The following is a 26,941-nucleotide window of genomic DNA, read 5'->3' on the forward strand; positions in this document are numbered from 1 at the left end:
GCGCAATTGGGGATGTGACACCTCAGGAATTCATTCGTCACCATCAAGCCGGGGCTCATCGGGCACAGGACTCAACGACCTTGACCGTGGTGTAACAAACGGGGGAAGGTCATGGTCACAAGCAGTTGCGTATGATTTGCCCGGTCGGAGGGTTGCGTTCAGAATCTATCCAATCCGCGTCTTGCGAGTCGCGACTGCCGGGTTCTCGAGCAAACCAGAGCAGGCGACTCTGCCATCATCTGCAGCGCACCACTTTCTTAATTAATAGCCATTATAGACAATTTAGCTGGTTTGGGTATATCCTCACCGCACAGGGAGGAGAGCGATGTCCAAGCTGACCTATCGGAACAGTCAGGGCCAACTGGTGGATATGTCCACCGTGGCGGCGACGAAAGTGAAGAACGAATTCGGGTCGGTCCTGGAGCAGGCGATGCATGGCGGCGCAGTAGCCATTACGCGTCACGATCTCCCGAAGGCCGTGCTCCTGTCCTATGAAGAATTTGTTGCGCTGGTGAAGGACCGCGCGCCTCAGCTTAATGACCTCACCAACGAGTTCGATGCCTTGCTGGCCGATATGCAGACGGCGAAAGCCAGGCAGGGCATGGCTGATGCGTTCGAAGCCTCGGCGTCACGATTGGGCCGCGCCGCCGTTTCGGCCGCGAGTAAGGCACGTGCCTCGTCAGCCAAGTCGTCTCGCCGGATGTCCCGCACCAGCCGCGCCACATGAGCGGTATCAGAACGCCACGGTTCTACGTCATTGCCGGGGTGAACGGCGCAGGCAAGAGCAGCATAGCCGGGGCAACCTTTCGCGCGCTCGGGAGCAACTACTTCAATCCTGATGAAGCCGCGCGTCGACTCATGGCAGCCAATCCCGGGCTTAGTCAAAAAGAGGCCAATGGCATAGCCTGGGGGCAGGGTGTGCGATTATTGAAGCGGGCGATTGAGGAGCGTCTCGATTTCGCGTTCGAGACGACACTCGGGGGGCATACGATCACGCAACTGCTCGGCCAGGCCGCCTCACAGGGGATCGAGATTCACATGTGGTATGTGGGGCTGACCAGCGCGGAATTGCATCTTGAACGGGTGCGAGCCAGAGTCAGCCGTGGTGGCCACGATATTCCCGAGCGCGACGTCAGGCGTCGCTTCGAACATAGTCGCCTCAATCTCATTGCACTGCTTCCTCATCTGACGGCCTTGCGGGTCCATGACAATAGCCGGGAGGCGGACCCCGCTGCAGCAGAGGTGCCGTTGCCTCGCTTGGTGCTCCAGATGGAACGAGGAGAGATTATCGGCCCGGCCGACCTCTCGCCCACACCGGACTGGGCCAAGCCGATCGTCGCCGCCGCTCTCAAGTTAAGCCGGAGCTGATTGGGCTTCCCGCCGTTGCCTCTGCTGACGCGGGCTATGATACCTTTTCCTCCCATTCTCCCCCAGAGGTGGCCTGGCCGGTTCCCTACGTGCGCGCGTCCAACGAGGGGAGTCTTCGATCGCGCGTTGCGCGAGCTTGGGGAACCGCCAGGCCAGCCTCTTTCCTCCTCTCACCTCGGCCAATACATCATCACCGTCACGCCAACCAGGCACACCATTGCCCCGATGACATCAAAACGATCCGGCTCTACATGATCGACGAGCCAACCCCAAAGGATCGACAGAATAATGAACCAACCGCCGTAGGCGGCATAGACCCGGCCGAAGTGCGACGGCTGATAGGTCGGCACGATGCCGTAGAGTATCAGGACAACGGCGCCCAGGAGGCCGATGCTCCAGTGGCTGCCGTTGCGCCACCATTGCCAAATCAAATACCCGCCACCGATTTCGAACAGACCCGCCAGCCTCCTCTGACTGTAGGAATTACGGACATCCGGAAAAAATGAAATCTTCGAGTCATTCTCGCTACTCGATGCTAGTTTAGTCGAAACCGTACAGCCTTCTGTGTGCATAAGGAGTCTTTATGGCATGGTCCAACTGCTTCTGGTTGTTCGCACTCAGAACGCCTTTCCTCTTCATCGTCGGTGCGCTCCTGACGGGTTGTGTCGCAACAACCGGCACGAAGGCCACTATGAGCGGGACTGACCTGGCACAGATCAAAAAGGCGGGAGTGTTCGTGGAGTCTCCGCACCAGATCTCCGTGCGGGTGGCACGTGACAATATGACGAATACCGGAGCCGTCCTCTTTGGGCTGGTCGGGGCCGCTGTCGAGGCAGGGTATAAATCATCCAAAGATTCCGGCCATGCGGACACTCTGCTGAGTGCCGTCGGCAATTTTGATCCTGCGCATGAAAGCGCGGTTGCGTTACGAGACCGCTTTGCTGCGGTGCATGTCTTTCAGTCGGTGGAGATCGTGGCCTCGGATAACCGTCGAGCCGCAGAATCGGCAGGATTCGATGCGCTGTTCCAGCAAACGATTGAAGAGTGGGGATTGCGGCTCTGTGGAGGTGAAGACCGTGTCAGGGTTGAACTGGATGTCCACATGCGTCTCGTGACGCTACCTGAGGGTGCGGTGAAATGGGAGCGGGACGAATTGATGATAGATGGAGTCTGTCGCCCCATTAGTGAGTTCCAGACTGATCCAGAGGTTCTGCGGAGCAGTTTGAAATCGGCAATCGAAACTCTCGCAGGTCGAACGGTGAACGAGATCGCATTTCCATAGCAGAGGAAGGGGATCTATGAAAATTGTAAGCGTGAGTCTGGCGGCGATTCTTCTTTTCTTCGGAAGCATCCTTGGTGGGTGCGCGAGCATGGACGCTCATGTGACGCCGGTCTACACGGTCGAGCCTGGGAAGAAAAGCCCGCTGAGTACTATCCCGTCTTTGGCTGTGTCGATTCAGGTCGAAGACCAACGCAATCAGTTCGAACTCGACCGAGTTGGCAATAAGAAGAATGGATATGGACAGAATATGGCAAAGGTGATTCCAGACAAGCCGCCGGCAGATATCCTTCGTGATGCGTTGAAGGCCGAATTTGAGGCCAACAACCATAAGGTCGTCGCACCTGAGGTTTCTCAAGCTGACGCATTGGTGAAAGTCGGTCTCAAGCGGTTCTGGAGCGAAGCGACCATCCATTTCTTCGACATCGAAATGGTCGCCACTCTGGAAACGGACATCGGGATTCTCAACGGGACCGGCCAAGACAAGCTTTTGTCAAAGCCACTGACTAGCACGTTTCGAGATAGCCGGCAGTACGCAGGGGAAGGAGCCTTCGAGGATTCGTTGAAGGGGGCGCTACTAGAATATGTGAGAACTTTCTCTCGCGACCCGGCCGTGTTAGACGCGCTGAAGGCATCCTCAACGCGGAAATAGATAAGTCTGCGGCTGAGCGGAGCCTACGATTCTCCGATAGCGTTCCGATTTTTCCAACCATTCCCCAGGGGTGGCCTGGCTGGTTCCTCCGTGCGCGCGTCCAACGAGGGCCCTCCAGGCCGCGCGTTGCGGGAGCATGGGGAACTGCCAGGCCAGCCTCTTTCCTCCTCTCACCTCGGCCAATACATCATCACTGCCACGCCCATCAGGCACACCATCGCCCCGAGGACATCGAATCGATCCGGCTCCACGTGATCGACCAGCCAACCCCAGAGGATCGACAGAACAATGAACCAGCCGCCGTACGCGGCATAGACCCGGCCGAAGTGCGACGGCTGGTAGGTCGGCACGATGCCGTAGAGGATCAAAATGACGGCGCCCAGCAGACCGACGCTCCAGTGACTGCCGTTCCGCCACCATTGCCAGATTAAATACCCGCCGCCGATTTCGAACAGACCCGCCAGCACGAACAAGGCTGTGGATTGTGTCATGAGCATAGAATTATCCCGTACGATGCAATGATAGACCTACCATGTGGCAAATCGGAGGGCAAATGTCAGCCATTCGAAACAAAAATGGAGGGACTCTATGGATTCTTGGCAAGTGTAGGTTCGAAGGCTATAATTCGGATTATGGAATCGACCAAATACATCTACTGGCAGGAGAAGGGGCAATGGTTGGGATACCTCCAGGATTATCCCGACTATTGGACGCAAGGTAGCTCCCTCGAAGATCTGGAAGCACACCTGCGTGACTTGCACCGGGATCTTACGAGCGGCGAGATTCCAGGAGTGCGCAAGCTTGCCGAGTTGACGCTCCGGTGAAGCGCAAGGACCTCATTCGACAGCTCGAATTAGCTGGTTGCGTGCTTGTTCGTCACGGTGGAAAGCACGATTGGTATCACAACCCCACGACCAACGTTTCCCAACCTATCCCCCGTCACACTGAAATTAACGAGCATCTTGCGAAGCATATTCTGAAGCTGCTCGCTAATACCTGATTCGCTCCAATCTTTGTCTCACTTGCCTCACTATCCCAGCCACACGGCTTTCCTTGCTGTCGCAAACCCACTTCAGTACCCAATGAGGTGGACTCGCTGGCGGGCGGCCAACAAGGCCCTCGGCTGAACACCGACAGCCAGGCCACCGGTCGTTTGATCCAGTTTCTCTCTCTGCCTCCCCAGCCGGGGCACTCCTGTGGCTTCCACTGTGCCCGTCGAACGAGGTCCTTCTGAGGGCGCGCGTTCCGGGAGCAAGGGAGTGACAGGAGTGTCCCGCTCCCACCTCTTGACCCCATTTCTCCCAGGCCCGTACAATGACGCGATTCCTGGGCTTCATTCACGATCTCAACAGGATCTTCGGCCTCGTCTTCGAGGTTGAGTCATAGATACATGCGGGTTGAGTACACAAAGGGCGAGCGGGCGTCGCGCGAGCTGATTATGCTCCAGCGCAAGTCGTCCGAGGCTGCCGCCGGCCGGAAGATGAAAGTCATGCTCATCTTTCCGCCCGACTGGTTTCCGTCCGAACCCTATCTGAGTCTTCCGTCCCTCACCGCCGTCCTCCGCCAAGCCGGGCATCAGGTCGTTCAAAAAGACATCAATCTCGAGATGTGGGATTGGTACTTCAGCGAAGACTTTCTCAAGAAGGTCTTGCGCAAAGTGCCGCAACAACTCGATCGCCTGAGGAAGTTGGCGAAGAAGCGAGAGCTGGAAGATTGGGAGCAGGACCTCCAGCTTCAACTGTGCGAGGTGAGCCGCCAGCGGATCGACGAACTGATCAAGAAGGCGGAGAAAGCCAAGTCGATCATTCGTGGAGAAATATTCTACGAAATCGATCAGTTAGAGTGGGCTATTCAAGTCTTTCGTGAAGTCACGGCCGTGATCTCCCTGGTGTATGCGCCGGCGCGGATCTGCATGCCGCCCATGGAGACCAACCTCTCCTATAAGGTGTTCGTCTCCAGCGAAGTCATTGAGGCGGTGAACGACACGCAGGTGAATATCTACCGCGATGTGTTCGAGCAACTGGCGAAGCCGGCCATCGAGGCGGAGCAGCCGGACGTGATCGGCATCTCCATCGTGTTGCAGCAGCAGATGTTTTCCTCGATGACGTTTTGCGCGCTCATCAAGCAGCACTTTCCCCACATCCATGTGACGATCGGCGGCAACACGGTCACGCGGCTGCGCGACGTGCTCCCGCAATCACCGTTGTTTCAGTATTTCGACAGCGCTGTGGTCTATGAAGGGGAGACGGCGTTCGTGCAGCTCGTGTCGGCGGTCGGCGCGAAGCAGAGTTTGGCCGATGTGCCCAACACCATCTACAAGGACGCGACCGGGGTGCATGTTTCGACGACGAGTTTCGCCGAAGACATGCATAGCTTGCCGCCGCCGGATTTCGACGGGCTGCCGCTCGAGAAATATTTTGTCCCGACGAAGATTCTGCCGTACCTGGCGACGCGGGGCTGTTATTGGGGGCGCTGTGAGTTTTGCGATCACGGCGAAGGCTACACGGCCGGCTACCGATCCAAGAAGATTCAAGACGTGTTGGCGGAGATCACGTACCTGCGCGACAAGTACGGAGCCCGGCATTTTCACTTCACCGATGAGTCCTATCCGCCCGCCCTGTTTCGCAAGTTGGCGCGCGGCCTGATCGAGACCAACATGGGGATCGTCTGGACGACCCACATGCGATTCGAGAAGAGTTTGCTGGAGGATCAGGTCTGGCAGGATGCGAAGGAGTCCGGCTGTAAGTATCTCCACTTCGGCTACGAGTCGGGCAACGAACGGGTGCTGAAGCTGATGGACAAGGCCACCACGACGGCCATCATGACCGAGCATCTCAAACGCACGGCGGAAGCCGGCATCTGGAATCACTGTATGGGCTTCTTCGGCTTTCCCGGTGAGACGCGCGAGGAGGCTTGGTCCTCGGTGCAGTTCCTGGAGCAGAACAAGGACTACGTCCATTCGCTGGGTTTCGGCACGTTCGATCTGGGCCGGCACAATCCCGTGGCAAAGAATCCGGAGAAATTTGGCGTCACCGCCTACAAGAATCCGGAATGGGACCTGGCGCTGGACTATTACTTCACGGTGAAGCAGGGCTTGAGCATCGAAGAGGCGGAGCGCGTGTTCGAAGAGTTCGAGCGGAACCACAACCCTGGTTGGGATCTGCGACTGTTCATACGCGAATATATCTTCCTCTACATCGCGCGCTTCGGGTTGCAGAAGTTGCCGGATCTACAGTATCGGTCTGCCAAGATTGCCGGGGCATCGCCGACGCTGGCGGGGAAGATGTAATGGTCAGGACGTTGAAAAAGGTTCCCCGTCACGCTCTCGAATCCTTTCGCTCGCTGCGGCTTTGCCGGAGATCCTTTTTGAATGTCCTCAAGGAAAATCAAGCAGGTGACCGACCATGAGTAGCAGTGGTCTCGTCCAGATCGATGGCCTGACGCCGATCAAGAAAGAAGATCGGAAGCAGTCAAAGGTCATGTTACTGTTCCCGCCCGAGTGGGTGCCGACGGCGCCGTACTTGGCCTTGCCGATGTTGACGGCCGTGTTGCGCGAAGCCGGACATACCGTGGTGCAGCGCGATATCAACATCGAGATGTACGACCACTTCTTCAGCATGGAATTTTTGATCTGGGTGAAGGGCCGCCTGGGCATGCATCTCAAGCCGCTCCAGGACAAGGAGAAGGCCGGGACGCTGACCGACCAGGAAGCCAGTCAGAAAGCGGTGCTGGAAGATGCCTACGCCGTGGATGTCTTCGACCTCGCGGAGCGGGCCGAAGATGCCAAACTGGTCGTGCGCGGTGAGCGGTTCTACGATGCGGAGAAGCTGGAGCGCGCGCTCAATACGTTCCGCGAAGCGATGCAATATATCTCCGCCGCCTACTATCCGGCCTCGCTCGTGTTTTATCCGATGGAAAGCAATTTGGGTTACAGGCCAGGCGTGTCGAAGGAAGTGTTCGCCTGCCTCGACGATGAACAGGTGAATGTCTATCGCGACATCTGCAATCAACTGGTGCTGCCCAGCGTGAGCAAGGAAAAGCCGGCGGTGATCGGCATCTCCATCGGCACGCAAATGCAGCTGATGGCCGGCCTCACGTTCTGCAAGATGATCAAGGAGAGTTTTCCGGAGATTCGCGTCGTCGTCGGTGGCAATGTCGTTACGCGGCTGCAGGAAGAATGGGCGCACCATGAGCGGTTCTTCACCGAGGTGTTCGATGCGGCGATTTTGTACGAGGGCGAACATGCGCTGCTCTGGTACCTGGAGGCCGTCAACGGCCAGCGAGCGATGGAGCAGGTGCCCAATCTGATGTATCGCGATGCAGAGGGCGTGAAGCAGAGCAAGGAAGTCTACACGGAGAAAACGTCGGCCCTGCCGCTGCCGGATTTCGACGGCTTGCCGCTGGACCGTTATTTCGTTCCTGAGCGAATCATTCCGTACCTGGCCACGCGTGGCTGCTACTGGGGCCGGTGCACGTTCTGCGATCACGGGCAGGGCTACTTCGATCAGTACCGCGGGATGAGCGCACAGCATGTGGTGGATCAAGTGACGGCGTTGCGGGATAAATACAATTGCCGCCACTTCCTGTTTTCGGACGAATCCTATCCGCCAGCGCTCTTTAAGAAGGTGTCGCAGTTGCTCGTGGATCGGAACGTCGGCATCAAGTGGACGACGTTGATCCGCTTCGAGGAGACCTTGCAGGATCAGGCGATTTGGGACCTCGCGGCGAAGGCCGGCTGCTGCACGTTGTACTACGGTATGGAGTCGGCGAACGAGCGCGTGTTGAATCTCATGGACAAACATGCGCGGAAGAGCGTGATCCAGAACAATCTACATCAGGCAGCGAAGGCGGGCATCTGGAACCACGTGATGGCGTTTTACGGGTTCCCGGGCGAGACGCGCGACGAGGCGCTGGAGACGCGGCAGTTCGTCATCGACAATCAGCCGGTGATCCATTCGGTCGAGCTCTTTTATTTCGTGGCCTACCGCCACACGCCGATGGTGCGTAATCCGGAGAAGTTCGGCATCACGATTCATAAGCAGGAGGAGTACGACCTGCCGCTGGATTACTATTACACGCTGAATGAGCCGGTGGGGATTTCCTGCCTCGATGCGATGCAGCTCTGCGAAGATTTTTACAAGAACGACTTTCAGCCCTGGGCGGTGCGGGTCAACAGCCGCGAACATGTCTTTCTGTACATCTCCAAATTCGGCACGAACAAGCTGCCGCAGATTTATGCGGCCACGAAGGACGGCGCGACGACTGAAGGGGTGTCGGGATTGGTGACATGGCCAGTGGCAATGGGTGAAGGGGATGAAGGGAAGGAAGGGATGAGCCGCGTTGTCTCCCACGGCTTGGGATAGCAGGAGACGAACCGAGTACTCATAGCACAAGGCGGGGGAAACCCTGCAGCAGGCAACCTCCCGTAATCGACCATACGTATTCGGCCCTTAGCTTCTCTGGTAATCGAGCGCAGCAGTAAGTAGCAGGTAGGCCTCCTCAATCTTACGGGTCATCTCCTCGGCTTTCGTATAAGCCTGCATATATTTCTTGGGGTTGTTCGTGAGGTTGGCAAAGCGGCGGGGTGTCCAAGTGTGCAGCAGGGCGTCACGCTGCTGATTGAGCTGGTCCAGCGTATAGGGTTGCGAGAGTGCGAAGAGTGCGAGAGCCTGGGCCAGCCGGTCGTCGGTCATAGCGGAAGTTTCCCGGTTCGATCCTAACGTTGTCAATGAGCCCCGGTCGCCCACGTGGCGACGGACAAGGGATGTTTACCCGTGGCCACAACCCTCCCCATTTTTCAGCCCACCCCCATCTTCAAGGATCGCACCGACTATCGTCAGGTGCTCATCAGGGAAATGGACGCGGGGAAAATCCCCTTGAGTCTGGGCCGGGACTGTCCCGTGAAATGCGAGTTTTGCTACGAGCTCGACCATTCCTACCGCGAAACGCTCGATCCGCCCAAGACCAGTGACGAGGATTGGAAGTTCATCCTCGAGTACATCAGCCGGAAACCGACTGACCCGACGCAGTTCTGGTGTCTCGGCGGCAACGAGTTCATGGAATGGACCGATCTGTTTCTCCACCCCAAGGCGATGGAATGGGTTGAAGACTTTCTGAAATACACCGACAAGAGTATCCAGTTTTTTACCGTCGGGTTTGTGCATGTGCCGAAGATTCACCAATTGGCGGCGCAGTATCCCGGCCGAATCAACTTTGAACTCTCGGTCATCACGCTGAGCGACTACCGGCAGCGGCTGATGCCGCATGCGCCATCCATCAAGCATCTCATGAAGGTGTTGGATGGTCCCGCCGTGTCGTCCGCCAACTTCTATGCGTTCGACCAGCACACGATGTCGAAGGACGCGGCGACCATTTCCGCGATCAACCAGCAATGTGTGCTCTGGATGGGGACGCTCACCCCGGTGCGTGGACTGAAGGAAGAGACGGCTTCGCTGATGCGGCAGGGGCGCAAGTTCCTGCCTGATGAAGCAACCCGAATCTATCACTTGGGTTTACCGAACCTGCAGACCATTCATACGGAATCCTATACGACGGCATTTTTGAGCCGCCGCCGCATCGTCAGCCTGTTCGATTCGCTGGAATTGGAAAAAAAGGATACCGTGGTGATGGCGGGGAGTGTACACAAGATCCTGACCATGTTCCGAAAGAATCGCGCGAAGTTTCTTTACGTGCCCAACGCCTTGCTCAGCGGCGACTCCGATTGCACGGTGCTCCTGACCTTTGATGATATTGCGCGACGGCTGACGAAAGAGAAGGTCATTCACGTGCCGAAATGCATCATGCAGTCGGGTCGTGGCCCCTATACCGATATTACGGGCGTGAGTCTGGAACAGTTCACCAAGAAGACCGGTGTGCGTGTGAAGGTGCTGCACAAGATCGATACCCGCTTCGCCAATCAGCAGCTCTACCGGCATGGCTCCCTGCAGAACTACGTCGAGCAATACCTCAATCATCCGTTGAGGGAGGCGTATGAAGCCATCCCCCGGCCCGTCTAATCGGCTCGTGAAAACGACCTCCAACTTCGTTCTCGGCTCGCCACAATCCTCAACGTACCTCTAAGGTACGCCTCCGGTTGTCGCTTGCCTGCGGCCTCGTTGGATGCCGTTTTGACCAGCCGGCGGGAATCGAAGCCGGCTGCTGAACACGGCATCTGCTGGCGTTCTCGGTCACGTGTCTCCCTGCGACGTACCGCAAGGGTACGCCTCAGTCCCCACGTTCCCTGCGGCCTTGGCACATGCCGTTTTGACCAGCCTGTGAGGCGGAATGCAGATTGTGGCAGTTCGTCACCCGTTCTACGCACTGTTTCGGCTGTATGCTGAATAGTGCGTCTCCCAAATTCTTACCTCCTTGTCGCTCCATCGCCACTTGCAAAAAATGCCGACTCGGGGCAACATGCCGCCAGCCTTACATTGAGGAGGTTATGCCCGGGCAGAGGCGATTGCAGTTTTATCAAGCCGACGTATTTACCGATGCCCCCTTCGGTGGAAACCCGGTGGCGGTGTTTCCCGACGCCGACGGGTTGACCGACGTCGAGTTGCAGCAGATCGCCCGTGAGATGAATCTCTCCGAAACGGTCTTTGTCTTTCCGCCGACCGATCAGGCGGCGGTGGTCAAGATGCGCATCTTTACCCCTACTCAGGAAATTCCTTTCGCCGGACATCCGGTCATCGGCACGTTTTTCGTACTGGGCACCTTGGATCGTTTCGCGCTCCGGGAGCCGGTCACGCGGGTACTCCAGGAATGTAATCTCGGGCTGTTTCCCGTCGATATCCATTCCCATGACGGGGTGATCGAACGCGTGGTCATGGCGCAACCGAGCCCCGAGTTTCTGGATGTCATCGAGGAGCCGGAAGCGCTCTTTGCCATCGCTCGCTCCCTGGGCATCACCAAGTCCGCGATTACCGAAACCCGCTTTCCCGTACAGGTGGTATCGACGGGGCTGCCGGTGATCATCGTACCGGTGCGTACGCTCACCGCGGTGCGGTCGATCGTTCCCGATGTGGCGGCCATCGCTGAGCTGTCCCAGCAATATGGCGCGAACGGCATGATGGTGTTCAGCACCATGACGGTCGAACAATCCTCCACCGTCCATACGCGCATGTTCGCGCCGTTGATCGGCATCGTGGAAGATCCTGCGACGGGAAGCGCGAGCGGCGCGTTGGGCGCCTATCTGGTGCAGCACGGGGTGGTCGACATCAGGCCGGAAACCGAGATCACCGCCGAGCAGGGGTACGAGATCGACCGCCCGTCGCGCATCTTCATTCAAGTGAACTCGGACGACGATGCGATTCAGGGGGTCATGGTCGGCGGGGAGGCGGTGATGGTGGTGGAGGGGACGCTCAGTTTTTAGCAGGATGATCACAACGCCATCTCACGGCGTTCTCAGTCGTACGGCTCCCTGCGACGTACCCCAAGGGTACGCCTCAGTCGCCGCACTCCCTGCGGCCTTGTGACATGGCGTTGTGATCATCCTGTGAAGAATGGAGCGAGGGCGAACAGGTAGTCACGAGTCGCGCGATGGAAATGAATTGAGAACTACGCGCTTCGTATCCGGGAACTCAGGACTCACAACTCAACACTCAACATGGTGTTGTCACGCTGAGGTGTTATGAACGCGGTTGTCTTCCATGAGCATGGCGGGACGGGGAAGCTGCAGTATCAGGAGATGCCGATGCCGACCATCGGTGTCGATGAAGTGCTGGTGCGGGTCAAGGCCTGCGCCCTGAATCACCTGGACATTTGGATCCGTCAGGGGAGTCCGGCCTATCCGATGCCGCTCCCTCATATTTCGGGCTCGGACATCGCCGGGGTCGTGCAGCAGATCGGCGCTCACGTGGAAGGGGTAGCCGAAGGCGAACGGGTTTTCGTGTCGCCGGGTGTCGGGTGTGGTCGATGCGAACAATGTGTGGGCGGTCGTGACAATATGTGCCGCTCCTACGGGTTGATCGGGGCCATGTGCCATGGCGGGTACGCGGAGTATGTGAAGGTGCCCGCGCGAAATGTGCATCCGATTCCCGGCGCCTTGTCTTTCGAGCAGGCCGCGGCCTTCCCCCTGGTGTCTGTGACTGCCTGGCATATGTTGTTCGGACTGGCCGACCTGCGACCGGGTGAAGACGTGTTGATCATGGGGGCGGGCAGCGGAGTCGGGCATATGGCGATCCAGATGGCGAAACTGGCCGGGGCCCGCGTGGTCACCACCGTGGGCAGCGATGATAAAATTGCCAAGGCCAAGGCGCTGGGTGCCGATGAGGTGATTCATCACGGACGTGAACAGGTCAATCAGCGGGTGCGTGAAGTGACGCATCGACGCGGCGTGGATGTGGTGATCGAACACATCGGACCAGAAGTGTGGACGCAGTGCATCGATTCACTCGCCAAGGGCGGGCGGCTGGTCACGTGCGGCGCGACGACGGGCGCGGAGGTGAAGCTCGACCTCCGCTACATCTATTCACGGCAACTCACGATCAAGGGCTCATATATGGGCTCTCAGAGTGAGTTGTTGAAGGCCGCTCACCTGGTCGGTGAGGGCCGATTGCGACCGGTCATCGATCGTACATTCCCGCTGTCCGACGCGAAGGCCGCGCAAGAATATCTTTTGAATCGGAAATTTTTTGGTAAGATCGTGCTGACCGTTTCGTAATCGGTGTCTTTATCGGTTCTCATGTCCCAACGGGCAGAAAGGTATGTGGTATGGCAACAGTTGCACAAATCATGAACAAGAAACCTCAAAGCGTCGGTCCGACGACGTCCATTCGCGGTGCGGCGAAGAAGATGCGCACCCTGCGGGTGAGCTCCCTCCTGATCAAGAAGGGGAAGAATCATGTCGGGATCGTGACCGATACGGATCTCGTCCGGAAGGGGTTGGCCACCAACCAAGACCTGGGCAAGCTCACGGTCGAACAGGTCATGACCTCGCCGCTCTGCACCATCGAGAGCAGTCAGGATGTCGATGATGCTCAAGACATGATGGGTGATCTCGGTGTGCGGCACCTCGCGGTCACCAAGGGCGGGGCAATTGTCGGCGTGGTGTCAGTTCGCGATCTGCTGATGCATTACAAGCGGTACGCGCAATCGAAACTGGCGGATAAGCAGGTGTATTCCGAACCCAAAATCGGCCAAGACTAGTCGGATGCTGAAAACGGGCTCCAACTTCGTTCTCGGTCGCACATCTCCTTGCGACGTATCGCAAGGATACGCCTCAGTCGCTGTGCTTCCTGCGGCCTTGTTGGAGCACCGTTTTGAGCATCCTCGGTCGCCAATGACAATATCCTCTAACAGCGTTCTCGACTCATCAAAATCCTCAACGTACCACAGAGGGTACGCTTCCGGTTTTGCTTCGCCTGCGGCCTTGCTGGAAAGCCGTTTTGAACATCCTTCACTGGGTAGATGCTGAAAACGGGCTCCAACTTCGTTCTCGGTCGCACGGCTCCCTACGACGTACCGCAAGGGTACGCCTCAGTCGTCTCACCCCTTGCGGCCTTGTTGGATGGCCGATTTGAGCAGTCTCGGCCGGATAACTCGACCGGCGTAAAGCCGCTAGCCAGCAACAAATATCATCAGCTCGCAGAATTTGCTTCTGAGAAACCCGGAAAGCTGAAGGCTGATTGCTGAAAGCTGACGACGTACTATTTTGTGAGTTCTTTGACCAGGTGACCGAGTTCGGGGAGGATGAGTTTTTCCATCGCCAGGCGTACAGCGTTTTCGGATCCGGGGGTGGAGAAGAGGATGCGGCCCTTGATGATGCCGGCCGTGGCGCGGCTCATGATCGCCGGTGAGCCGATCTCTTGATAGGTCAGGAACCGAAAGACTTCGCCGAATCCATCCAGCCGTTTTTCCAGCATCGCGTCCACGGCTTCAAAGGTCGAGTCCCGCCGGGAAATACCCGTTCCACCGTTGATGATAATGGCCTGCACGGAGTCGTTGGCGACACCATCCGAGATCCGAGCCCTGATCTGTGCCGGCTCGTCTTTGACGAGATGATAGGCTGCGATCGTGTGACCGCTCTCCTTCAACAGTTTCTGGATCAACTGGCCGCTGGTGTCGGTCTCTGGCGTGCGCGTATCGCTGCAGGTGATGATCATGCAGCCGACGGAGCGGGGGGCGTGGTGTTTGTGTTCTTTGTGGCTTGGGGTGCTCATAGCAAGCGAGGAATCAGCGGCCAGCCATCAGCAGTCAGCTCCGGAAATTCACGCGGTTCCAAAGGCTGATAGCTGAACGCTGGTCGCTGATAGCGTTACTTCCAGATGCTATCCGGGTTCAACTTTTCTGCCGGCTTGCCGCCCTTGATGTGTTCATCAAGGATGGTCGCGACATCGGCTTCCGTGACCTTGGAATACCAGGTGCCTTCGGGATAGACGACGACGGTCGGGCCCTGCTCGCAGGGACCCAGACAGGACGAGCCGGTCACCAGCACTTCGCCCGGCATGATGCCGCGTTGCATCAGCCCCATATTGAAGGTCATCAGCAATTGCGCGGAACCCTGACCGCCGCAGGACGGTTTCGGGTGGCCAGGCGGACGGGCGTTGGTGCAGACAAGAATATGATGTTTCGGTTTTGGCATCGTGACCTCGAATCTATGGATGGGGTAATTGACGACCTGTGTCGAATGCGTCAGGCTGGCTTATAGGCCTTCCACTGTTCGATGCATTCTTCGGGCAACTTCCACTGCTTAAGGCCCTTGAGGACCCAATCGATATAATGTTCCTTCGGCTTGAACTTACCGATGGGATTGGCCGCATGGGTGGTGACCAGTAATTTTTCACCCTCTTCCGTGATGACGGTGACCGGCAAATGCCGGTAGGCACCTTGCGGGACGTCGTTTTCGAATTCGTCGAGGATCTTGAGATCTTCGTCGGTGATCTCGAAGACGGCCCCCCAAACCTTTTCTCCGGGCGAGGGTACGACGCTCGCCAGGCCGCAGCGCCACTGCGTCGACCAGCGGCAGAACTGCACGCTGTGGTCGGGCAGATAGGCCGTGAAGAGAAACTTATGTTCGGGGGCGCGACGCTTGAGTTGAGACGGGTTCAAATTGTCCGCGTAAAAGAAGAACTTCATTGAACGGTGAGGCTCCCAGGGTGTCTCGTCGGTTGACCGGTACTTGTACCATAGCGTTGCGCAGCCTTGTCAAGCGCGGCGACAACCGCTCGCGGACTAATTCAGCGGCCGGACCGATCCTTCCCTGATTGACAGAGAAATCGCACGCCACATATAGTGACGAGTTGAGTCATCTCTGACCAACGACGATCGTCACATCTTATGAGTAAAGTCATCCATTACGCGGTGTTGCTGCTTCTGCTGGCCGGTGTGCTGGTGTATTGGTGGATGAAGCCGCCCACTCTCAATCCAATCACCGACCCGCGCGCGGCCGAGGCGCTGGCGCTGGTGCAGACTCATCGAGCCGCCGGCTATCCGACCATTCTCCAGGCCTTCAATGAGCGGGCGCGTATTCAGGAGGCGCGCAAGTTGGGGCTCCGCTTGGGTGAGTGGCAGGTCATCAAGCAGGATGAGCAGCGGTATGAAGTCCGGATCTACATGCGGGAGCAGGGCACGACGCAGTGGTTCGAACGGGACTTTATCTGGCATGTCGACTTGGCCACGAAGCGCGTGAATGCTGCCTCATTGCCGGCTGATGGGTTGATGCCGGAAGGGCCTGAGAGCGGCCGTCCTAGTCGACCTCCAGGCGACGCCCCTCCGTTTCCTCCTACAATGTAAGCGGGACCTTCACCTGCACATCCGAGCCTTGAACCCTCACCTCGATGCAGGCCACGCGAATCTCGGGATTCTCCCGGCGCTCGCCGGTGTGGACGTTGAATCGCCATCCGTGCCACGGGCATACGATCAGGTCACCATGCAGACAGCCTTCACCCAACGGCCCGCCTGCATGGGGGCAGGTGTTGTCGACGGCCCGAAACGTGCCGTTTACATTGCAGAGCGCGAGAAAGATACCGTCGACTTCAACGGTGCGGCAGGTCCCGGGCGGGACGTGATCCACTTGGGCGACGGTGACGTAGTCGGTGTCCGAATTCATGGAATCCCTTCACAGATCACAGGAAAGTCTGGCTTGCCTCAAGGTGACGTAACATTGTGGGTGCAATCGCCTAAGCGCTTGATTTCATTGGTCGCATGTGGCATAGATAAATCAGATTTCTCAAGGGGAAGGGTCATCACCGCGCCGCCATTTGCTATTCTGTAAATAGTGCACTCATAGGAGATCGCCGGAGCCACTATGGAAATGACCTTGTTGCTCAACTCCACCTATGAACCGCTGCGTGTTCTGCATTGGCAAAAAGCCATTACCTTGCTCTGGCAAGGGAAGGTCGAAGTCCTCGAAGTCTACGACCGCCAAATCCACGGTATTTCGATCTCCATCAAACTGCCTTCGGTGATGCGGCTGCTGAAGCTGGTCAAGCTGAAGGACAGTCATCGCGCCGTGAAGTTCTCCCGCATCAATATTTTCACACGTGACGGGTATTGCTGTCAGTATTGCCGGCACAAGTTCCGCACGGAAGAACTGACGTTCGACCATGTCGTGCCCATTGCCAAGGGCGGTCGCAAGACCTGGGAGAACATTGTGACGGCCTGCTGGCGTTGCAACAACCGGAAGAGCGGACGAACGCCGGAAGAAGCCAATATGCGTCTGATGAAGAAGCCGGTGAAGCCTCGCTGGAGTCCCACGGTGACGATCACCATCGGCATCAGAAATACGCCGGAAAGTTGGCGGGATTACCTGTATTGGAATCTCGAGTTGGATGCCGATCCAGCCGAGCCGTAGAGTGTCCAGTGTTGAGTCGAGGGTGTTGATGTCAAATGGTCACTCAGCACTCAGCATTCACCACTCAAATCTCGTGGTCAGTACACCTTATCGATTGTGATCGTCAAATCGCGACCGCCGGGCAGCGTCGGATTCTTCGCATACCGCCCTTCCATATCTCCCGGTTGTGGTTGACCGGCCTGGCCGTCACGATCGAGGCGGGCAATCACGTCGACCATGCCCTTGAGTTCACTGCCTTTTACCATCACATCCTCGTTCGTAATTTCGAACTGCACCGGAAACTTCGGTCCATCGAATCGTTTCGCCGCGATGGGGCGCGGAGGACCGGTGGGACGGCGCACGATGACGAAGAGCACATCCGTCGGTTTGACCTGATCAACCAGGTTTGGTGCGATCTGTACCTGCCCGGCAATCGATCCGCCGCCCTGGTCCGGCTCCCCGATATGCGCCACGCCGAAGTACGCCGCCAATGCCGCCACGCCGATGATCCCGCCGGCCATCGCCAGGGACCGTCCTGTATATCCAGCCACAATAGACTCCTTTGCTAACCCGTGACGAGCCTCAGGGCTCTCGCATTTCGCTGCGGGCGCATTATACCCAGCTCACGGCGGAAAGGGGAATGGTGGAGCCGGTTTACCCTGTGAAATCGCCTGTTGTATGATACGCCTTTATGTTGTCGTGGGCTTCTGGGAGGACGATCATCATGGCGGCAAATCCTGGGTTTCAAATTTCACTCGATGTGCGTGGCTGGCCGGTGCTGGTTATCGGTGGCAACGAAGAAGCGGCGGATAAGGTGCAGCGGCTGTTGGATGCCGGTGCCAAGGTGACGGTCATCAGCCCGACGCTGCACGATGTGCTCCGCAAACTTGCGGCCTCGGCGAAGATCATTCACCGGGGGCGGCATTTTCGCGCGAACGATCTGGAGAGCGTCATTCTGGTGTTGAATACGTTACGCGACGATCGCGAACTCGCGCACTCGCTGATCCGGTTGGCTCGCGAACAGAAATTCCTGCTCTGGTCCGTCGACCAGCCCGATGTCTCGAACGTCGTGATGCCGGCCGTGGTCAGTTCCGGGCATATGCGCGTGGCGATCAGTTCGAGCGGACAGGCGCCGGCGCTGTCTGGATTCATGAAGGAAGATCTGGAGCGTATTCTAGATGCAGAATTCGCTGCCTTTGTCGATTGGCTGAGCGAACTGCGTGAGCAGGCCAAGGCCAATGAACCCGATGCCGAGAAGCGCCGGGCGCTCTTGCGTGAAGCGTTGGACGGGTTTCGCCTATTGGGGAAGGTGCAGTACCCGAAAGTTTGGACCGAGCAACGTGCGAAACAGCAGACCACCGCATCGCCGGCCACTTCCTAGGAAGGATGGACAAAGACATGGTGTTATTGGAATTCAGTATGTCACCGCTGGGCAAAGGCGAGAGTGTCAGTCAGTATGTCGCGCGTTCGCTGGACATCATCGACAAGAGTGGAGTGGACTATCGATTGAACCCGATGGGGACAGTGCTGGAAGGCGAGTGGGATGAGGTCATGACGGTGGTCAAGAAATGCTACATGCGCATGCGCAAGGACTGTAATCGCATCTCCTGCAGTATCAAGATCGACTATCGCAAGGGGCCGAAAGGACGGCTGGCCGGCAAAGTGTCCAGCGTGGAAAAACAACTCAAGCGGAAGCTGAAGGTGTAGCCGTACGTCATGGCGCGGCGACGTCGGCGCGGGCGTCGTAGCGCAGTGTGCCCGCTGCCTTCAATCGGACCGACAGACTCTCGGCCTGTACTGTCAGGTCTTCCAGCGACAGCTGCCGGACCGTTCCTCGCAACCGTCCACCGGTCAACTCGCGGTGGAGTCCCTTCTCGAGCGCCTGTCGCATCAGATCCAATTCCTCACGAATCGGCAATGACAGTCTGCCCGCCAACTCTTCCCGCAGCGGTTCGTGCAACCATTCCTCCGCCAGGTCGGTAGCGGGCGTGCGTTCCTTGATGATGTAATCGACTTCCCGGAACAGGATGCGCCCGGACGATTCATCATAGGCCGGCATCCCCTTGAGGCGCAGGGTCAACGGCAGCAGTCCTCGGAGGATCAGTTCGACTCCCACCTGGTTGCCCAATGGATACAGCGTCGCGTTGACAATTTTGATCGTTCCCACGCCGAGTGACCATTCCTGGCCGATGACGGCTTCACGCAGACGTTGATTCGCTTCTTCGATCGGCACCTGCAGTGCGAAATCGACATGGAATCCGTCGTTCTGGAAGTGATCCAGCGGTTCAGGGAGCGGCCGGTGACGCGACGTGGGTTTGGTGCCTCGCACGACTGTGGGCCGTGCGATGACCCCATAGCCGGCAGCGGGCGTGCCCGAAAGGGGTTCGATGCCGGCCGCAGCGGTGCTCTCCGGGTTCAGCAACAGCCACAGTTGTTCCGTTTCATCCAGCAGCAACGGCTCCTGAAGATCATTCCAGATGCGGGCGATCGCCGGTTTGAGGGTGACGAGGCCGGCTGCCTTACGGTCGACCGCTGGCAGGACCTCCTGCAAATCACTTCGGTAGACTTGCGCCATCAATGGGCTGGCGTCCACCCCTTCCTCAGACAACAGGCAGGATTGAGCGGATTGCACGGCGCTGACCTGACTGGCGGGAAGCACCGTATAGCTGCGACCTTGCTTGAACATCGTCGCCACCGTGACCGAAAGCCGCCCCGTACCTGTGGCTGCATCGCGCTGTCCGCATTCGGCAATTTTTGTGATCGATCCTTTAATCTGCTTGGCATATTCCACACCGAACGGCACGGTGCTGTGGGACAGTAGCCGGTCTGCTGCTGTGGTCGAACTCTGTTCGTCGGGCCAGAGTCGATACTTGAGAAACCCGCTCCCGCTGCCCAAGGTGATCCATTCGCGTCCGTGGTTGCGATGTGTCGCAAGATGTTGGTTGATGTTCCCGTACAACTCGGCGAGTGGTGTCACCGGAATCGGCGCATGGACAGTCATGGCGGAAGGCTTCACAACGGCTTGTCCCGGGGCCTGTGGGTTTGCGGCCACGGCCGGTGTGGTCGGGATTGCAAGCAGGATGACGGCCCACGCTCGAATCAGCGGGTGCTGCGTCAACGGGATCCAGCGGCTCATGCTCGTGTCCTTCTGCGGTGTGCGTGAGGGATTGTGATCAAACTGCGCTCTCGAGACTACGTATGGACTATGCGGGAACAAGGCAGCGAAGGCAAGGGGATGCCGAGTCGTCCTATGGCAAAGACCTGTGCGCAGGCCGTAGGCGTCAGCTGGATTGAGACGCTGCACCGGCGGGCGAGTCGAGCGGGAGATACCGACGCGGCACGCGGGAGCCGATGGCGCAGAGAATTTCATACGGAATGGTTTGCTGCCAGGCGGCCAGGTCGGATGCGGTGATGCGCTCCGAACTCTGTTGTCCGATCAGAATCGCCTCCTCTCCCACCTGAACGCCGGGCACGTCCGTGATGTCGACCATCGTCATGTCCATGCAGACCCGTCCGATCACCGGCACTCGTCGTCCGCCGATCAGTACCTGTCCGCGATTCGAGAGCAGGCGGTTGTACCCGTCGGCATACCCGACTGGCAGCACTGCCACACGCGTCTGCCGCGAGGCGATGAAGGTCCGGTTGTAACTGACGCTGCCTCCCGGTGAAATCGTATGCACATGCGCGATGGTCGTCTTCCAGGTGAGGATCGGTTGCAACTCGGGAGTCTGCGTGTCCTTCGAGAGGGTATGGTAGCCATAGAGCATGATCCCGGGGCGCACGAGCGAGTGCAGGCTGGTGGGATATTTGATGATGCCTGCGCTATTGGCCACGTGAATCAGCGGAATCGCCAGGCCGCGTATCTGTACTTGATTGAGGACCTGCTGAAATCGCGCGAGTTGTTCCTCCGTCTGTCCTGCATCTCGATTGTCTGCGTCAGCCAGATGCGTCATGAGGCCTTCAAGGCGCAGAGGGCCGCGTAGTTCTGATCTAGAAAGGAGTTCAAGCAGTTCGTGCGGCGACACCCCCAATCGTCCCATGCCGGTCTCGACTTTGATATGGACGGGGTAGGGAGTGGGGGCGGTTCGGGCATGGGCAGCAAAGGTAGGAATCAGATCCGTTCTGTACAGCACGGGCGTTAAGCGATGGGCCACCAGCTCCGTAAACTGTGCAGGAACGGTCGCGCCCATGACCAGGATGGTGTCCTGGATGCCCGCCTGGCGCAGGGCGATGCCCTCGTCCACGGTGGCGACACCGAACCGGCGGACGGCCAGTTTTTGCAAGGCGTGGCTAATTTCAATGGCGCCATGCCCATAGGCGTTGGCCTTGACGACGGCCAGCACATCGGCGCGTGGGGCTAGTCGCCGGACGTGGGCAACATTCTGAGCAAGGGCGGTCAGATCGACGGAGGCTGAGGTTGGGGAGGATTCGGACGGCTGGTACACGCAGTGTCTGACAACAGAATTAGGGCGCTAGACTTCCAAGATTTCGCCTTCTTTTTTCTTCATCATGTCGTCAATCTTCTGCACGTACTGGTCGGTAAATTTTTGAATCTCTGTTTCCGACTTTCGCAGTTCATCTTCGGTAAGCTTGGCGTCTTTCTGCAGCTTCTTGAGTTCTTCATTTCCGTCCCGCCGAAAGCCACGAATCTGAACCTTCATTTCTTCACCGTGTTTCTTGCAAACCTTGATGAGGTCCTTGCGGCGCTCTTCGGTCAGCGGAGGAAGCGGAATGCGAATCATCTTGCCGTCGTTCGACGGCGTTAGGCCAAGGTCGGACATCTGAATCGCTTTCTCGATTTCACGGATCAGGTTCTGTTCCCACGGCTGAATCGTGATGAGGCGAGCTTCCGGTGTGGCGACGTTTGCCACCTGCTTCAAGGGCGTCAGCGTCCCATAATAATCGACTTTGATGCCGTCGAGGAGCGCGACTGAAGCGCGACCGGTGCGAATTCCCGCCAAGTCGCGTTTCAAATGCTCGATGGCATGGTTCATTTTTTCGGTCACACGCTGTTTGACTTCCTGCGCCGTCGACATCGGTCTCTCCCTTAGCGGCTTTCCACGGTGACCAGGGTTCCGATCGGATCGCCCTGGACGACACGTTTGAAATTGCCCTTTTCTTTCAAGTTGAACACGATCAACGGCAACCGGTTGTCCATGCACAGGCTGATGGCGGTCGAATCCATGACTTTGAGATTCTGGGTCAGAATCGAGAGAAAGGGAATCTCATTGTACTTTTTGGCTTGGGGATTTTTGACCGGATCGCTGTCGTAGATGCCGTCGACCTTGGTGCCCTTCATGATGACCTGCGCGCCGATTTCCATTGCCCTGAGTGATGCCGCGGTGTCGGTGGAGAAATAGGGGTTCCCCGTTCCTCCGGCAAAGATCACCACGCGCTTCTTTTCCAGGTGCCGGATGGCGCGCCGCCGAATGTAGCCTTCGGCTAACTGTCGCATTTCAATCGCCGATTGGACGCGAGTACTGACGCCCTTGCCTTCCAGGGCATTCTGGAGGGCCAAGGCATTCAGCACGGTGGCGAGCATGCCCATGTAGTCGGCGGATGCCCGCTCCATACCGCGGGCGCTGGCGGCCAATCCGCGGAAGATATTGCCGCCGCCGATCACAACGGCCACTTCGACGTCCATTGCGACGACGTCGGCAATCTCTTCTGCGAGTCCTTCGAGAATCGAGGGTTGAATGCCATAGCCCTGCTCACCGGCCAGCATTTCTCCGCTGACTTTCAGCAGGATGCGGCGGTAATGGGCAGAACTCATGCTTGGCCTAACTGGAATCTCGTGAATCGGCGGATATTCATGTTCTCGCCGATCGTGGCAATTTGTTGTGCCAGGAGATCCTTGATCACGACTGAGGGATCCTTGATGAAGCCCTGCTCGAGCAGGCAGTTCTCTTGATAGAACTTTTCGAGCTTGCCCTCGACGATCTTGGGCCACGCCGCCGGCGGTTTGCCCAGTTCCTTGGCTTGGGCCTCGTAGATGCTGCGCTCCTTCTCTACGACGTCTGCAGGAATCTCTTCCCGTCGAACATAGGAGGGACTGGAGGCGGCCACTTGCAACGCCAAGTCGTTCACGAAGGCTTTGAATTGCTCATTCCGTGCGACGAAATCGGTCTCACAGTTCACTTCGATGAGCACGCCGATCTTTCCGCCCGCATGGATGTACGCGTGGATCAGTCCTTGGTTGGTTTCGCGGCCGGCCTTTTTCTGCGCTGCGGCCAAGCCTTTCTGTCGGAGATAGTCGATGGCCTTGTCGATGCTGTTCCCGTTCTCCGTCAGGGCCTTCTGACAATCGAGAATGCCAGCCCCGGTCTTTTCACGTAACTCTTTCACCAGTTCACTCAAACTTGCCATGGGTTCCTCAGTTGATCGAATAGAGCAATACAGTCGTCTCAGATGGGATGGTTAGGACGCGGACACGCCGGCCAGATTCGCCGCCGGCTTTGCGCCGCCACCAGCCGGTGCCGAGGCAAATTCCGTTTCTTCCTGCTGCGCCCGGAGATGCGCGCCTTCAAGGCAGGCGTCCGCGATCCGGGAGATGATCAGCTTGATGGAACGAATCGCGTCATCGTTGCCGGGAATCGGGTATTGGATGTGATCCGGATCGCAATTTGAATCCACGATGGCAATGACCGGGATTTCCAGCCGGCTGGCTTCGAGGATGGCAATGTGTTCGATGCGCGTATCCAGAATAAACACGGCGCCGGGCAGGGCGCGCATGTTGCGGATACCCGACAGGTTCTTCTGTAACTTCACGACTTCCTTCTGCATCTGCCCGAGCTCTTTTTTCGTGTGGCCCTGGTGGCTCGGATCTGCGAGGGTCGCTTCCATCTTCTTCATTTTGTCGATGCTGCGGCGGATGGTCTGAAAGTTGGTCAGCATGCCGCCCAACCAGCGTTGGTTGATGTAGAACTGGTTGGCACGCTTGGCCTCGTCTTCCAGAATCTCTGCCGCCTGGCGCTTCGTGCCGACGAACAGGACGGAGTCACCGGCTGCCACGGTGTCGCGAGCGAAGGCATAGGCCTGTTCCATACGCTCGACCGTCTGTTGAAGGTCGATAATGTAGACGCCGTTGCGTTCCCCGAACAGGAACCGCTTCATCTTGGGATTCCAACGGTTGGTCTGGTGTCCGAAATGGACGCCGGCTTCCAGTAATTCCTTAATCGCAACTACTCCCATACCTTCACCTCCCTCCGAAGCCTGCAGAGCGCCTGGCGAACGCCAACGACGAGGGGGAGATCCCCTTATTCTCAGGCTGCGCAGCGTGCGCATCACGCTGGTGTGGATTTAAATAAGATGTCCCTGGTTTTGGATACCGCGCGATGAACGATGGGACCGACCGGTCATTGCGCGAAACGCCCGAACGCTAGCATAGTGGCCGAGATTTTGCAACCGCGCGAGGTCACTTATGAGCGATAACTCGCGTTGATCCGCACGTATTCGTAAGACAAATCGGTAGTCCACATGTGCGCGCTGGCCTTACCCTGAGCCAGATCGATGAGAATGGTGAACTCTTTGGTTTTGAAGACCTTGGTCAGTTGCCGCTCGGCAGCGCGTCCGAGTCCTAGGCCCTTACGCACCATTGGAACCCCTCCAAATTGCAGGCTGATGCGAGAGGGGTCAAGGGGCACTCCCGCACGTCCAAGCGCTGCCATGACGCGGCCCCAATTGGCGTCGCCGCCGAAGAGCGCTGTCTTCACCAGGTTTGAGGTCGCGACCGTTTGCGCGACCTGTTTTGCCGCTTTTGGCGATTCGGCCCCTGTGACTTCCACCCGCACGACTTTGGTGACGCCCTCGCCGTCCCAACAGATTTTCAGCGCCAAGGTGCGGCAGACCGTTTCGAGCATTGCGCAGAAGCGTGTGAAATCGGCCGAGCCCGCGGTGATGGGACGATTGCCGGCCATCCCATTGGCCAAGCAGAGTACCGTGTCGTTGGTGCTGGTGTCGCCGTCGACCGTGATGCAATTGAACGATTGATCGACCGCCTGTTTGAGTGCTGATTGGAGGGCGCGTTGCCCGATGGCTGCGTCGGTGGTCAGGTATCCCAACATGGTGGCCATGTTGGGATGAATCATGCCCGAGCCCTTGGCCATGCCGCCGACAGTCACCAGTTTGCCGCCGAGCTGAGCACGAACGGCGACTTGCTTGGGTTTGAGGTCGGTGGTCATGATGGCCGCGGCCGCTTCTGCTCCGCCCCGGCGTGTCACACGAGCCGCCAGTGCCGGAAGCGCTTTTCGGATGCACGCAATGGGGAGTGGTTGACCGATGACTCCGGTCGAGCCAACGAAGATGGTATGCGGGGCGCAGTTGAGAGTCGTTGCCGCCAGTTGTGCCATTTCTTGGGCAGCCTCCATGCCTTCCGATCCGGTACAGGCGTTGGCGTTCCCGCTATTGACGAGGAAGGCGCGGCCGATGCCCTGTTTGAGGTGGAGGCGATCGAGGATGACCGGTGCGGCCACGACTTGATTGGTCGTGAACACGCCGGCTACAGGACCTTCGTGGTCCGACACGACTAAGGCCAGGTCGAGTTGCTGTTTTTTTTTCTTTTTGATCCCGCTGTAGACTCCGGCGGCCCGAAATCCGATCGGCGCGGTCACGCCTCCAGGGATAGTCTTCATCGCTCTTCCTCTGTGATATAAAAATGATCCGCTACGACGCGCTCATGCATCGTGTGCTAGGGGTAGATGCCCGGAGCCACGAGTCCGGTTTCTTCCGGATACCCTAGCATCAGGTTCATCGCTTGAATGGCCTGTCCGGCTGCCCCTTTAATCAGGTTGTCAATGGCCGCCACGGTGACGACCCAACCGGCCCGCCGATCGAGGTGGACGGCGATATCACAATAGTTGGCGCCTCGCACGTGGCGGGGATTCGGCATGGCCCCTTCGAGGAGTCGCACAAATCGTTCCCCTTTATAGAAGTCTCGATAGAGAGTTCGTAACTCGGCGATGTCGAGCTGCCCCTTCATTCGTGCATACGCGGTGCTGAGGATACCTCGGTTCATGGGAACCAGATGCGGCGTGAAGGCAACGGTCACGGGGGCCACTTCACCGCGAGTCGCTTGAGTTCGTGTGCCTACCAATCCGGTGAGTTCCTGTTCGATTTCAGGGATGTGCCGATGCTGGCCGATCTTATAGGGCTCCAATGATTCATGAGCTTCAGGGAAATGATAGGGCAGGGCGGGGCTTCTTCCTGCGCCCGAGATGCCGGATTTCGCGTCAATCACTATGCTGTCAGCTGCAACCAACCCATGGGCGATCAAGGGTGCCAACTGGAGAATCGCGGCCGTCGGATAACAGCCCGGCGAGGCCACGAGTCGAGTCTGTTTAATGGCAGACCGGTGAAGTTCGGGTAGGCCATACACGGCATCCTTGATGAGTTGGGGATGCGCATGTGCGGTCTGGTACCAGGTTTCATACGTGCCGGGATCTTTCAGGCGGAAGTCTGCACTCAAATCGACGACGCGTTTGCCGGCTTTCAAGCCGCTCGCCACGGGATCCATGGATTTGGTGTGTGGGAGTGCGAGAAACAGGACATCGGCTCGCTCCGTCAGGGCTTCCGGTGCCAGCGCTTCAAATGAGAGCGGCACGATCCCCTGAAGATGGGGATACACGGCGGAGATGGCCGCACCGGCTGATTTTTCCGAAGTGACCGCTGTGAGTTGTACATGGGGGTGTTGAGAGAGGAGCCGCACCAGTTCAGCTCCGGTATATCCACTGGCCCCCGCAACTGCGACTCGTACCGATGTCATCTTACGCCTCCCGGCCCATCACAAGTTGTGCCATGTCGCGCGCTGCGAATGGCAAACCAATAAAAAAAGGGAAGGCTGCGGAGCCTTCCCTTTTTGAACTCTGTCGCTCCA

General features: G+C 58.0%; 32 protein-coding genes. 16 read left to right on the plus strand and 16 right to left on the minus strand.

Annotated features, from left to right (window positions below; genetic code table 11):
• Positions 1-325: 325 nt before the first annotated feature.
• Both KJA79_RS15075 and KJA79_RS15080 read left to right on the plus strand, forming a co-directional pair.
• Complete coding sequence (locus KJA79_RS15075; RefSeq protein WP_213042894.1) at positions 326-727, plus strand: type II toxin-antitoxin system prevent-host-death family antitoxin; 402 nt, start codon at positions 326-328, stop codon at positions 725-727.
• Entirely contained in the window at positions 724-1,368 is a 645-nt protein-coding gene (locus tag KJA79_RS15080; RefSeq protein WP_213042895.1) for an ATPase, read from the plus strand. Before KJA79_RS15075 ends, KJA79_RS15080 begins: the two co-directional genes overlap by 4 nt.
• A gap of 170 nt (positions 1,369-1,538) precedes the next feature.
• On the opposite strand, the gene KJA79_RS15085 is transcribed toward KJA79_RS15080, so the two are convergent.
• The gene (locus KJA79_RS15085) at positions 1,539-1,940 is read right to left on the minus strand and encodes a YnfA family protein (RefSeq protein WP_213042896.1); all 402 of its coding nucleotides are present in this window, start codon (positions 1,938-1,940) and stop codon (positions 1,539-1,541) included.
• Positions 1,941-1,951: 11 nt separating this feature from the next.
• On the opposite strand from KJA79_RS15085, the gene KJA79_RS15090 reads away from it, so the two are divergent.
• Complete coding sequence (locus KJA79_RS15090) at positions 1,952-2,650, plus strand: hypothetical protein (protein ID WP_213042897.1); 699 nt, start codon at positions 1,952-1,954, stop codon at positions 2,648-2,650.
• Between the two features lie 16 nt (positions 2,651-2,666).
• The gene (locus tag KJA79_RS15095; RefSeq protein WP_213042898.1) at positions 2,667-3,299 is read left to right on the plus strand and encodes a YajG family lipoprotein; all 633 of its coding nucleotides are present in this window, start codon (positions 2,667-2,669) and stop codon (positions 3,297-3,299) included.
• A gap of 170 nt (positions 3,300-3,469) precedes the next feature.
• On the opposite strand, the gene KJA79_RS15100 is transcribed toward KJA79_RS15095, so the two are convergent.
• Complete coding sequence (locus tag KJA79_RS15100) at positions 3,470-3,796, minus strand: YnfA family protein (RefSeq protein ID WP_343224258.1); 327 nt, start codon at positions 3,794-3,796, stop codon at positions 3,470-3,472.
• Between the two features lie 135 nt (positions 3,797-3,931).
• Between KJA79_RS15100 and KJA79_RS15105 the strand changes: the two genes are divergently transcribed.
• From KJA79_RS15105 to KJA79_RS15120, 4 genes are all read left to right on the plus strand, one after another.
• Positions 3,932-4,123, plus strand: coding sequence for a hypothetical protein (locus KJA79_RS15105; RefSeq protein WP_213042900.1), 192 nt, complete (start codon positions 3,932-3,934; stop codon positions 4,121-4,123).
• Positions 4,120-4,299 (plus strand): type II toxin-antitoxin system HicA family toxin, encoded by a 180-nt coding sequence (locus KJA79_RS23185; RefSeq protein WP_213042901.1) that lies wholly within the window; start codon positions 4,120-4,122, stop codon positions 4,297-4,299. Before KJA79_RS15105 ends, KJA79_RS23185 begins: the two co-directional genes overlap by 4 nt.
• Before the next feature lie 390 nt (positions 4,300-4,689).
• Positions 4,690-6,588, plus strand: coding sequence for a B12-binding domain-containing radical SAM protein (locus KJA79_RS15115; protein WP_213042902.1), 1,899 nt, complete (start codon positions 4,690-4,692; stop codon positions 6,586-6,588).
• Positions 6,589-6,703: 115 nt separating this feature from the next.
• A complete protein-coding gene (locus tag KJA79_RS15120) occupies positions 6,704-8,662 on the plus strand; it encodes a B12-binding domain-containing radical SAM protein (RefSeq protein ID WP_213042903.1) in 1,959 nt (652 codons plus the stop codon).
• A gap of 87 nt (positions 8,663-8,749) precedes the next feature.
• On the opposite strand, the gene KJA79_RS15125 is transcribed toward KJA79_RS15120, so the two are convergent.
• Positions 8,750-8,992 (minus strand): hypothetical protein, encoded by a 243-nt coding sequence (locus KJA79_RS15125; RefSeq protein WP_213042904.1) that lies wholly within the window; start codon positions 8,990-8,992, stop codon positions 8,750-8,752.
• Positions 8,993-9,073: 81 nt separating this feature from the next.
• Here KJA79_RS15125 and KJA79_RS15130 point away from each other — a divergent pair, with 81 nt between their 5' ends.
• The 4 genes from KJA79_RS15130 to KJA79_RS15145 all read left to right on the plus strand — a co-directional run bounded on the left by KJA79_RS15130 (position 9,074) and on the right by KJA79_RS15145 (position 13,445).
• On the plus strand, positions 9,074-10,315 hold the full coding sequence (locus tag KJA79_RS15130; RefSeq protein WP_213042905.1) for a hypothetical protein: 1,242 nt from the start codon (positions 9,074-9,076) through the stop codon (positions 10,313-10,315).
• A gap of 425 nt (positions 10,316-10,740) precedes the next feature.
• A complete protein-coding gene (locus tag KJA79_RS15135) occupies positions 10,741-11,670 on the plus strand; it encodes a PhzF family phenazine biosynthesis protein (RefSeq protein ID WP_213042906.1) in 930 nt (309 codons plus the stop codon).
• Positions 11,671-11,928: 258 nt separating this feature from the next.
• The gene (locus tag KJA79_RS15140) at positions 11,929-12,960 is read left to right on the plus strand and encodes a zinc-binding dehydrogenase (RefSeq protein ID WP_213042907.1); all 1,032 of its coding nucleotides are present in this window, start codon (positions 11,929-11,931) and stop codon (positions 12,958-12,960) included.
• A 50-nt stretch (positions 12,961-13,010) separates the two neighbouring features.
• Positions 13,011-13,445 (plus strand): CBS domain-containing protein, encoded by a 435-nt coding sequence (locus KJA79_RS15145; RefSeq protein WP_213042908.1) that lies wholly within the window; start codon positions 13,011-13,013, stop codon positions 13,443-13,445.
• A gap of 500 nt (positions 13,446-13,945) precedes the next feature.
• Here the strand turns inward: KJA79_RS15145 and KJA79_RS15150 are convergent, their stop codons facing one another.
• The 3 genes from KJA79_RS15150 to KJA79_RS15160 all read right to left on the minus strand — a co-directional run bounded on the left by KJA79_RS15150 (position 13,946) and on the right by KJA79_RS15160 (position 15,374).
• Positions 13,946-14,458, minus strand: coding sequence for a MogA/MoaB family molybdenum cofactor biosynthesis protein (locus tag KJA79_RS15150; protein WP_213042909.1), 513 nt, complete (start codon positions 14,456-14,458; stop codon positions 13,946-13,948).
• 95 nt (positions 14,459-14,553) lie between these two features.
• Positions 14,554-14,880: a (2Fe-2S) ferredoxin domain-containing protein gene (locus KJA79_RS15155; protein WP_213042910.1), complete on the minus strand. Its 327-nt coding sequence runs from the start codon at positions 14,878-14,880 to the stop codon at positions 14,554-14,556.
• A gap of 50 nt (positions 14,881-14,930) precedes the next feature.
• On the minus strand, positions 14,931-15,374 hold the full coding sequence (locus KJA79_RS15160) for a gamma-glutamylcyclotransferase family protein (protein ID WP_213042911.1): 444 nt from the start codon (positions 15,372-15,374) through the stop codon (positions 14,931-14,933).
• Between the two features lie 201 nt (positions 15,375-15,575).
• Between KJA79_RS15160 and KJA79_RS15165 the strand changes: the two genes are divergently transcribed.
• Positions 15,576-16,031: a hypothetical protein gene (locus tag KJA79_RS15165; protein WP_213042912.1), complete on the plus strand. Its 456-nt coding sequence runs from the start codon at positions 15,576-15,578 to the stop codon at positions 16,029-16,031.
• Here the strand turns inward: KJA79_RS15165 and KJA79_RS15170 are convergent.
• Positions 16,021-16,347, minus strand: a complete 327-nt coding sequence (locus tag KJA79_RS15170; RefSeq protein ID WP_213042913.1) for a Rieske (2Fe-2S) protein — start codon at positions 16,345-16,347, stop codon at positions 16,021-16,023. The genes KJA79_RS15165 and KJA79_RS15170 overlap by 11 nt on opposite strands.
• Positions 16,348-16,545: 198 nt before the next feature.
• Here KJA79_RS15170 and KJA79_RS15175 point away from each other — a divergent pair, with 198 nt between their 5' ends.
• The gene (locus KJA79_RS15175; protein WP_213042914.1) at positions 16,546-17,091 is read left to right on the plus strand and encodes an HNH endonuclease; all 546 of its coding nucleotides are present in this window, start codon (positions 16,546-16,548) and stop codon (positions 17,089-17,091) included.
• Positions 17,092-17,168: 77 nt separating this feature from the next.
• Here KJA79_RS15175 and KJA79_RS15180 read toward each other — a convergent pair whose 3' ends face one another.
• On the minus strand, positions 17,169-17,621 hold the full coding sequence (locus KJA79_RS15180) for a c-type cytochrome biogenesis protein CcmI/CycH (protein WP_213042915.1): 453 nt from the start codon (positions 17,619-17,621) through the stop codon (positions 17,169-17,171).
• A 173-nt stretch (positions 17,622-17,794) separates the two neighbouring features.
• On the opposite strand from KJA79_RS15180, the gene KJA79_RS15185 reads away from it, so the two are divergent.
• Both KJA79_RS15185 and KJA79_RS15190 read left to right on the plus strand, forming a co-directional pair.
• The gene (locus KJA79_RS15185) at positions 17,795-18,451 is read left to right on the plus strand and encodes a precorrin-2 dehydrogenase/sirohydrochlorin ferrochelatase family protein (protein ID WP_213042916.1); all 657 of its coding nucleotides are present in this window, start codon (positions 17,795-17,797) and stop codon (positions 18,449-18,451) included.
• Positions 18,452-18,468: 17 nt separating this feature from the next.
• Positions 18,469-18,777, plus strand: coding sequence for an MTH1187 family thiamine-binding protein (locus KJA79_RS15190; protein ID WP_213043576.1), 309 nt, complete (start codon positions 18,469-18,471; stop codon positions 18,775-18,777).
• A gap of 7 nt (positions 18,778-18,784) precedes the next feature.
• On the opposite strand, the gene KJA79_RS15195 is transcribed toward KJA79_RS15190, so the two are convergent.
• The 8 genes from KJA79_RS15195 to argC form a co-directional block, all read right to left on the minus strand.
• Entirely contained in the window at positions 18,785-20,206 is a 1,422-nt protein-coding gene (locus KJA79_RS15195) for a DUF4403 family protein (protein WP_213042917.1), read from the minus strand.
• A 145-nt stretch (positions 20,207-20,351) separates the two neighbouring features.
• Positions 20,352-21,515 (minus strand): alanine racemase, encoded by a 1,164-nt coding sequence (alr, locus tag KJA79_RS15200; RefSeq protein WP_213042918.1) that lies wholly within the window; start codon positions 21,513-21,515, stop codon positions 20,352-20,354.
• A 27-nt stretch (positions 21,516-21,542) separates the two neighbouring features.
• Positions 21,543-22,106 (minus strand): ribosome recycling factor, encoded by a 564-nt coding sequence (frr, locus tag KJA79_RS15205; protein WP_213042919.1) that lies wholly within the window; start codon positions 22,104-22,106, stop codon positions 21,543-21,545.
• Positions 22,107-22,117: 11 nt separating this feature from the next.
• On the minus strand, positions 22,118-22,843 hold the full coding sequence (gene pyrH / locus KJA79_RS15210) for a UMP kinase (protein WP_213042920.1): 726 nt from the start codon (positions 22,841-22,843) through the stop codon (positions 22,118-22,120).
• Positions 22,840-23,436, minus strand: coding sequence for a translation elongation factor Ts (gene tsf, locus KJA79_RS15215; protein ID WP_213042921.1), 597 nt, complete (start codon positions 23,434-23,436; stop codon positions 22,840-22,842). Before tsf ends, pyrH begins: the two co-directional genes overlap by 4 nt.
• 51 nt (positions 23,437-23,487) lie before the next feature.
• Positions 23,488-24,261, minus strand: coding sequence for a 30S ribosomal protein S2 (gene rpsB / locus KJA79_RS15220; RefSeq protein WP_213042922.1), 774 nt, complete (start codon positions 24,259-24,261; stop codon positions 23,488-23,490).
• Positions 24,262-24,488: 227 nt separating this feature from the next.
• On the minus strand, positions 24,489-25,700 hold the full coding sequence (argJ, locus tag KJA79_RS15225; RefSeq protein ID WP_213042923.1) for a bifunctional glutamate N-acetyltransferase/amino-acid acetyltransferase ArgJ: 1,212 nt from the start codon (positions 25,698-25,700) through the stop codon (positions 24,489-24,491).
• Between the two features lie 56 nt (positions 25,701-25,756).
• A complete protein-coding gene (gene argC, locus KJA79_RS15230; protein ID WP_213042924.1) occupies positions 25,757-26,830 on the minus strand; it encodes an N-acetyl-gamma-glutamyl-phosphate reductase in 1,074 nt (357 codons plus the stop codon).
• Between the last annotated feature and the right edge of the window lie 111 nt (positions 26,831-26,941).

It is taken from the genome of Nitrospira defluvii (assembly GCF_905220995.1).
Lineage (GTDB): Bacteria > Nitrospirota > Nitrospiria > Nitrospirales > Nitrospiraceae > Nitrospira_A > Nitrospira_A defluvii_C.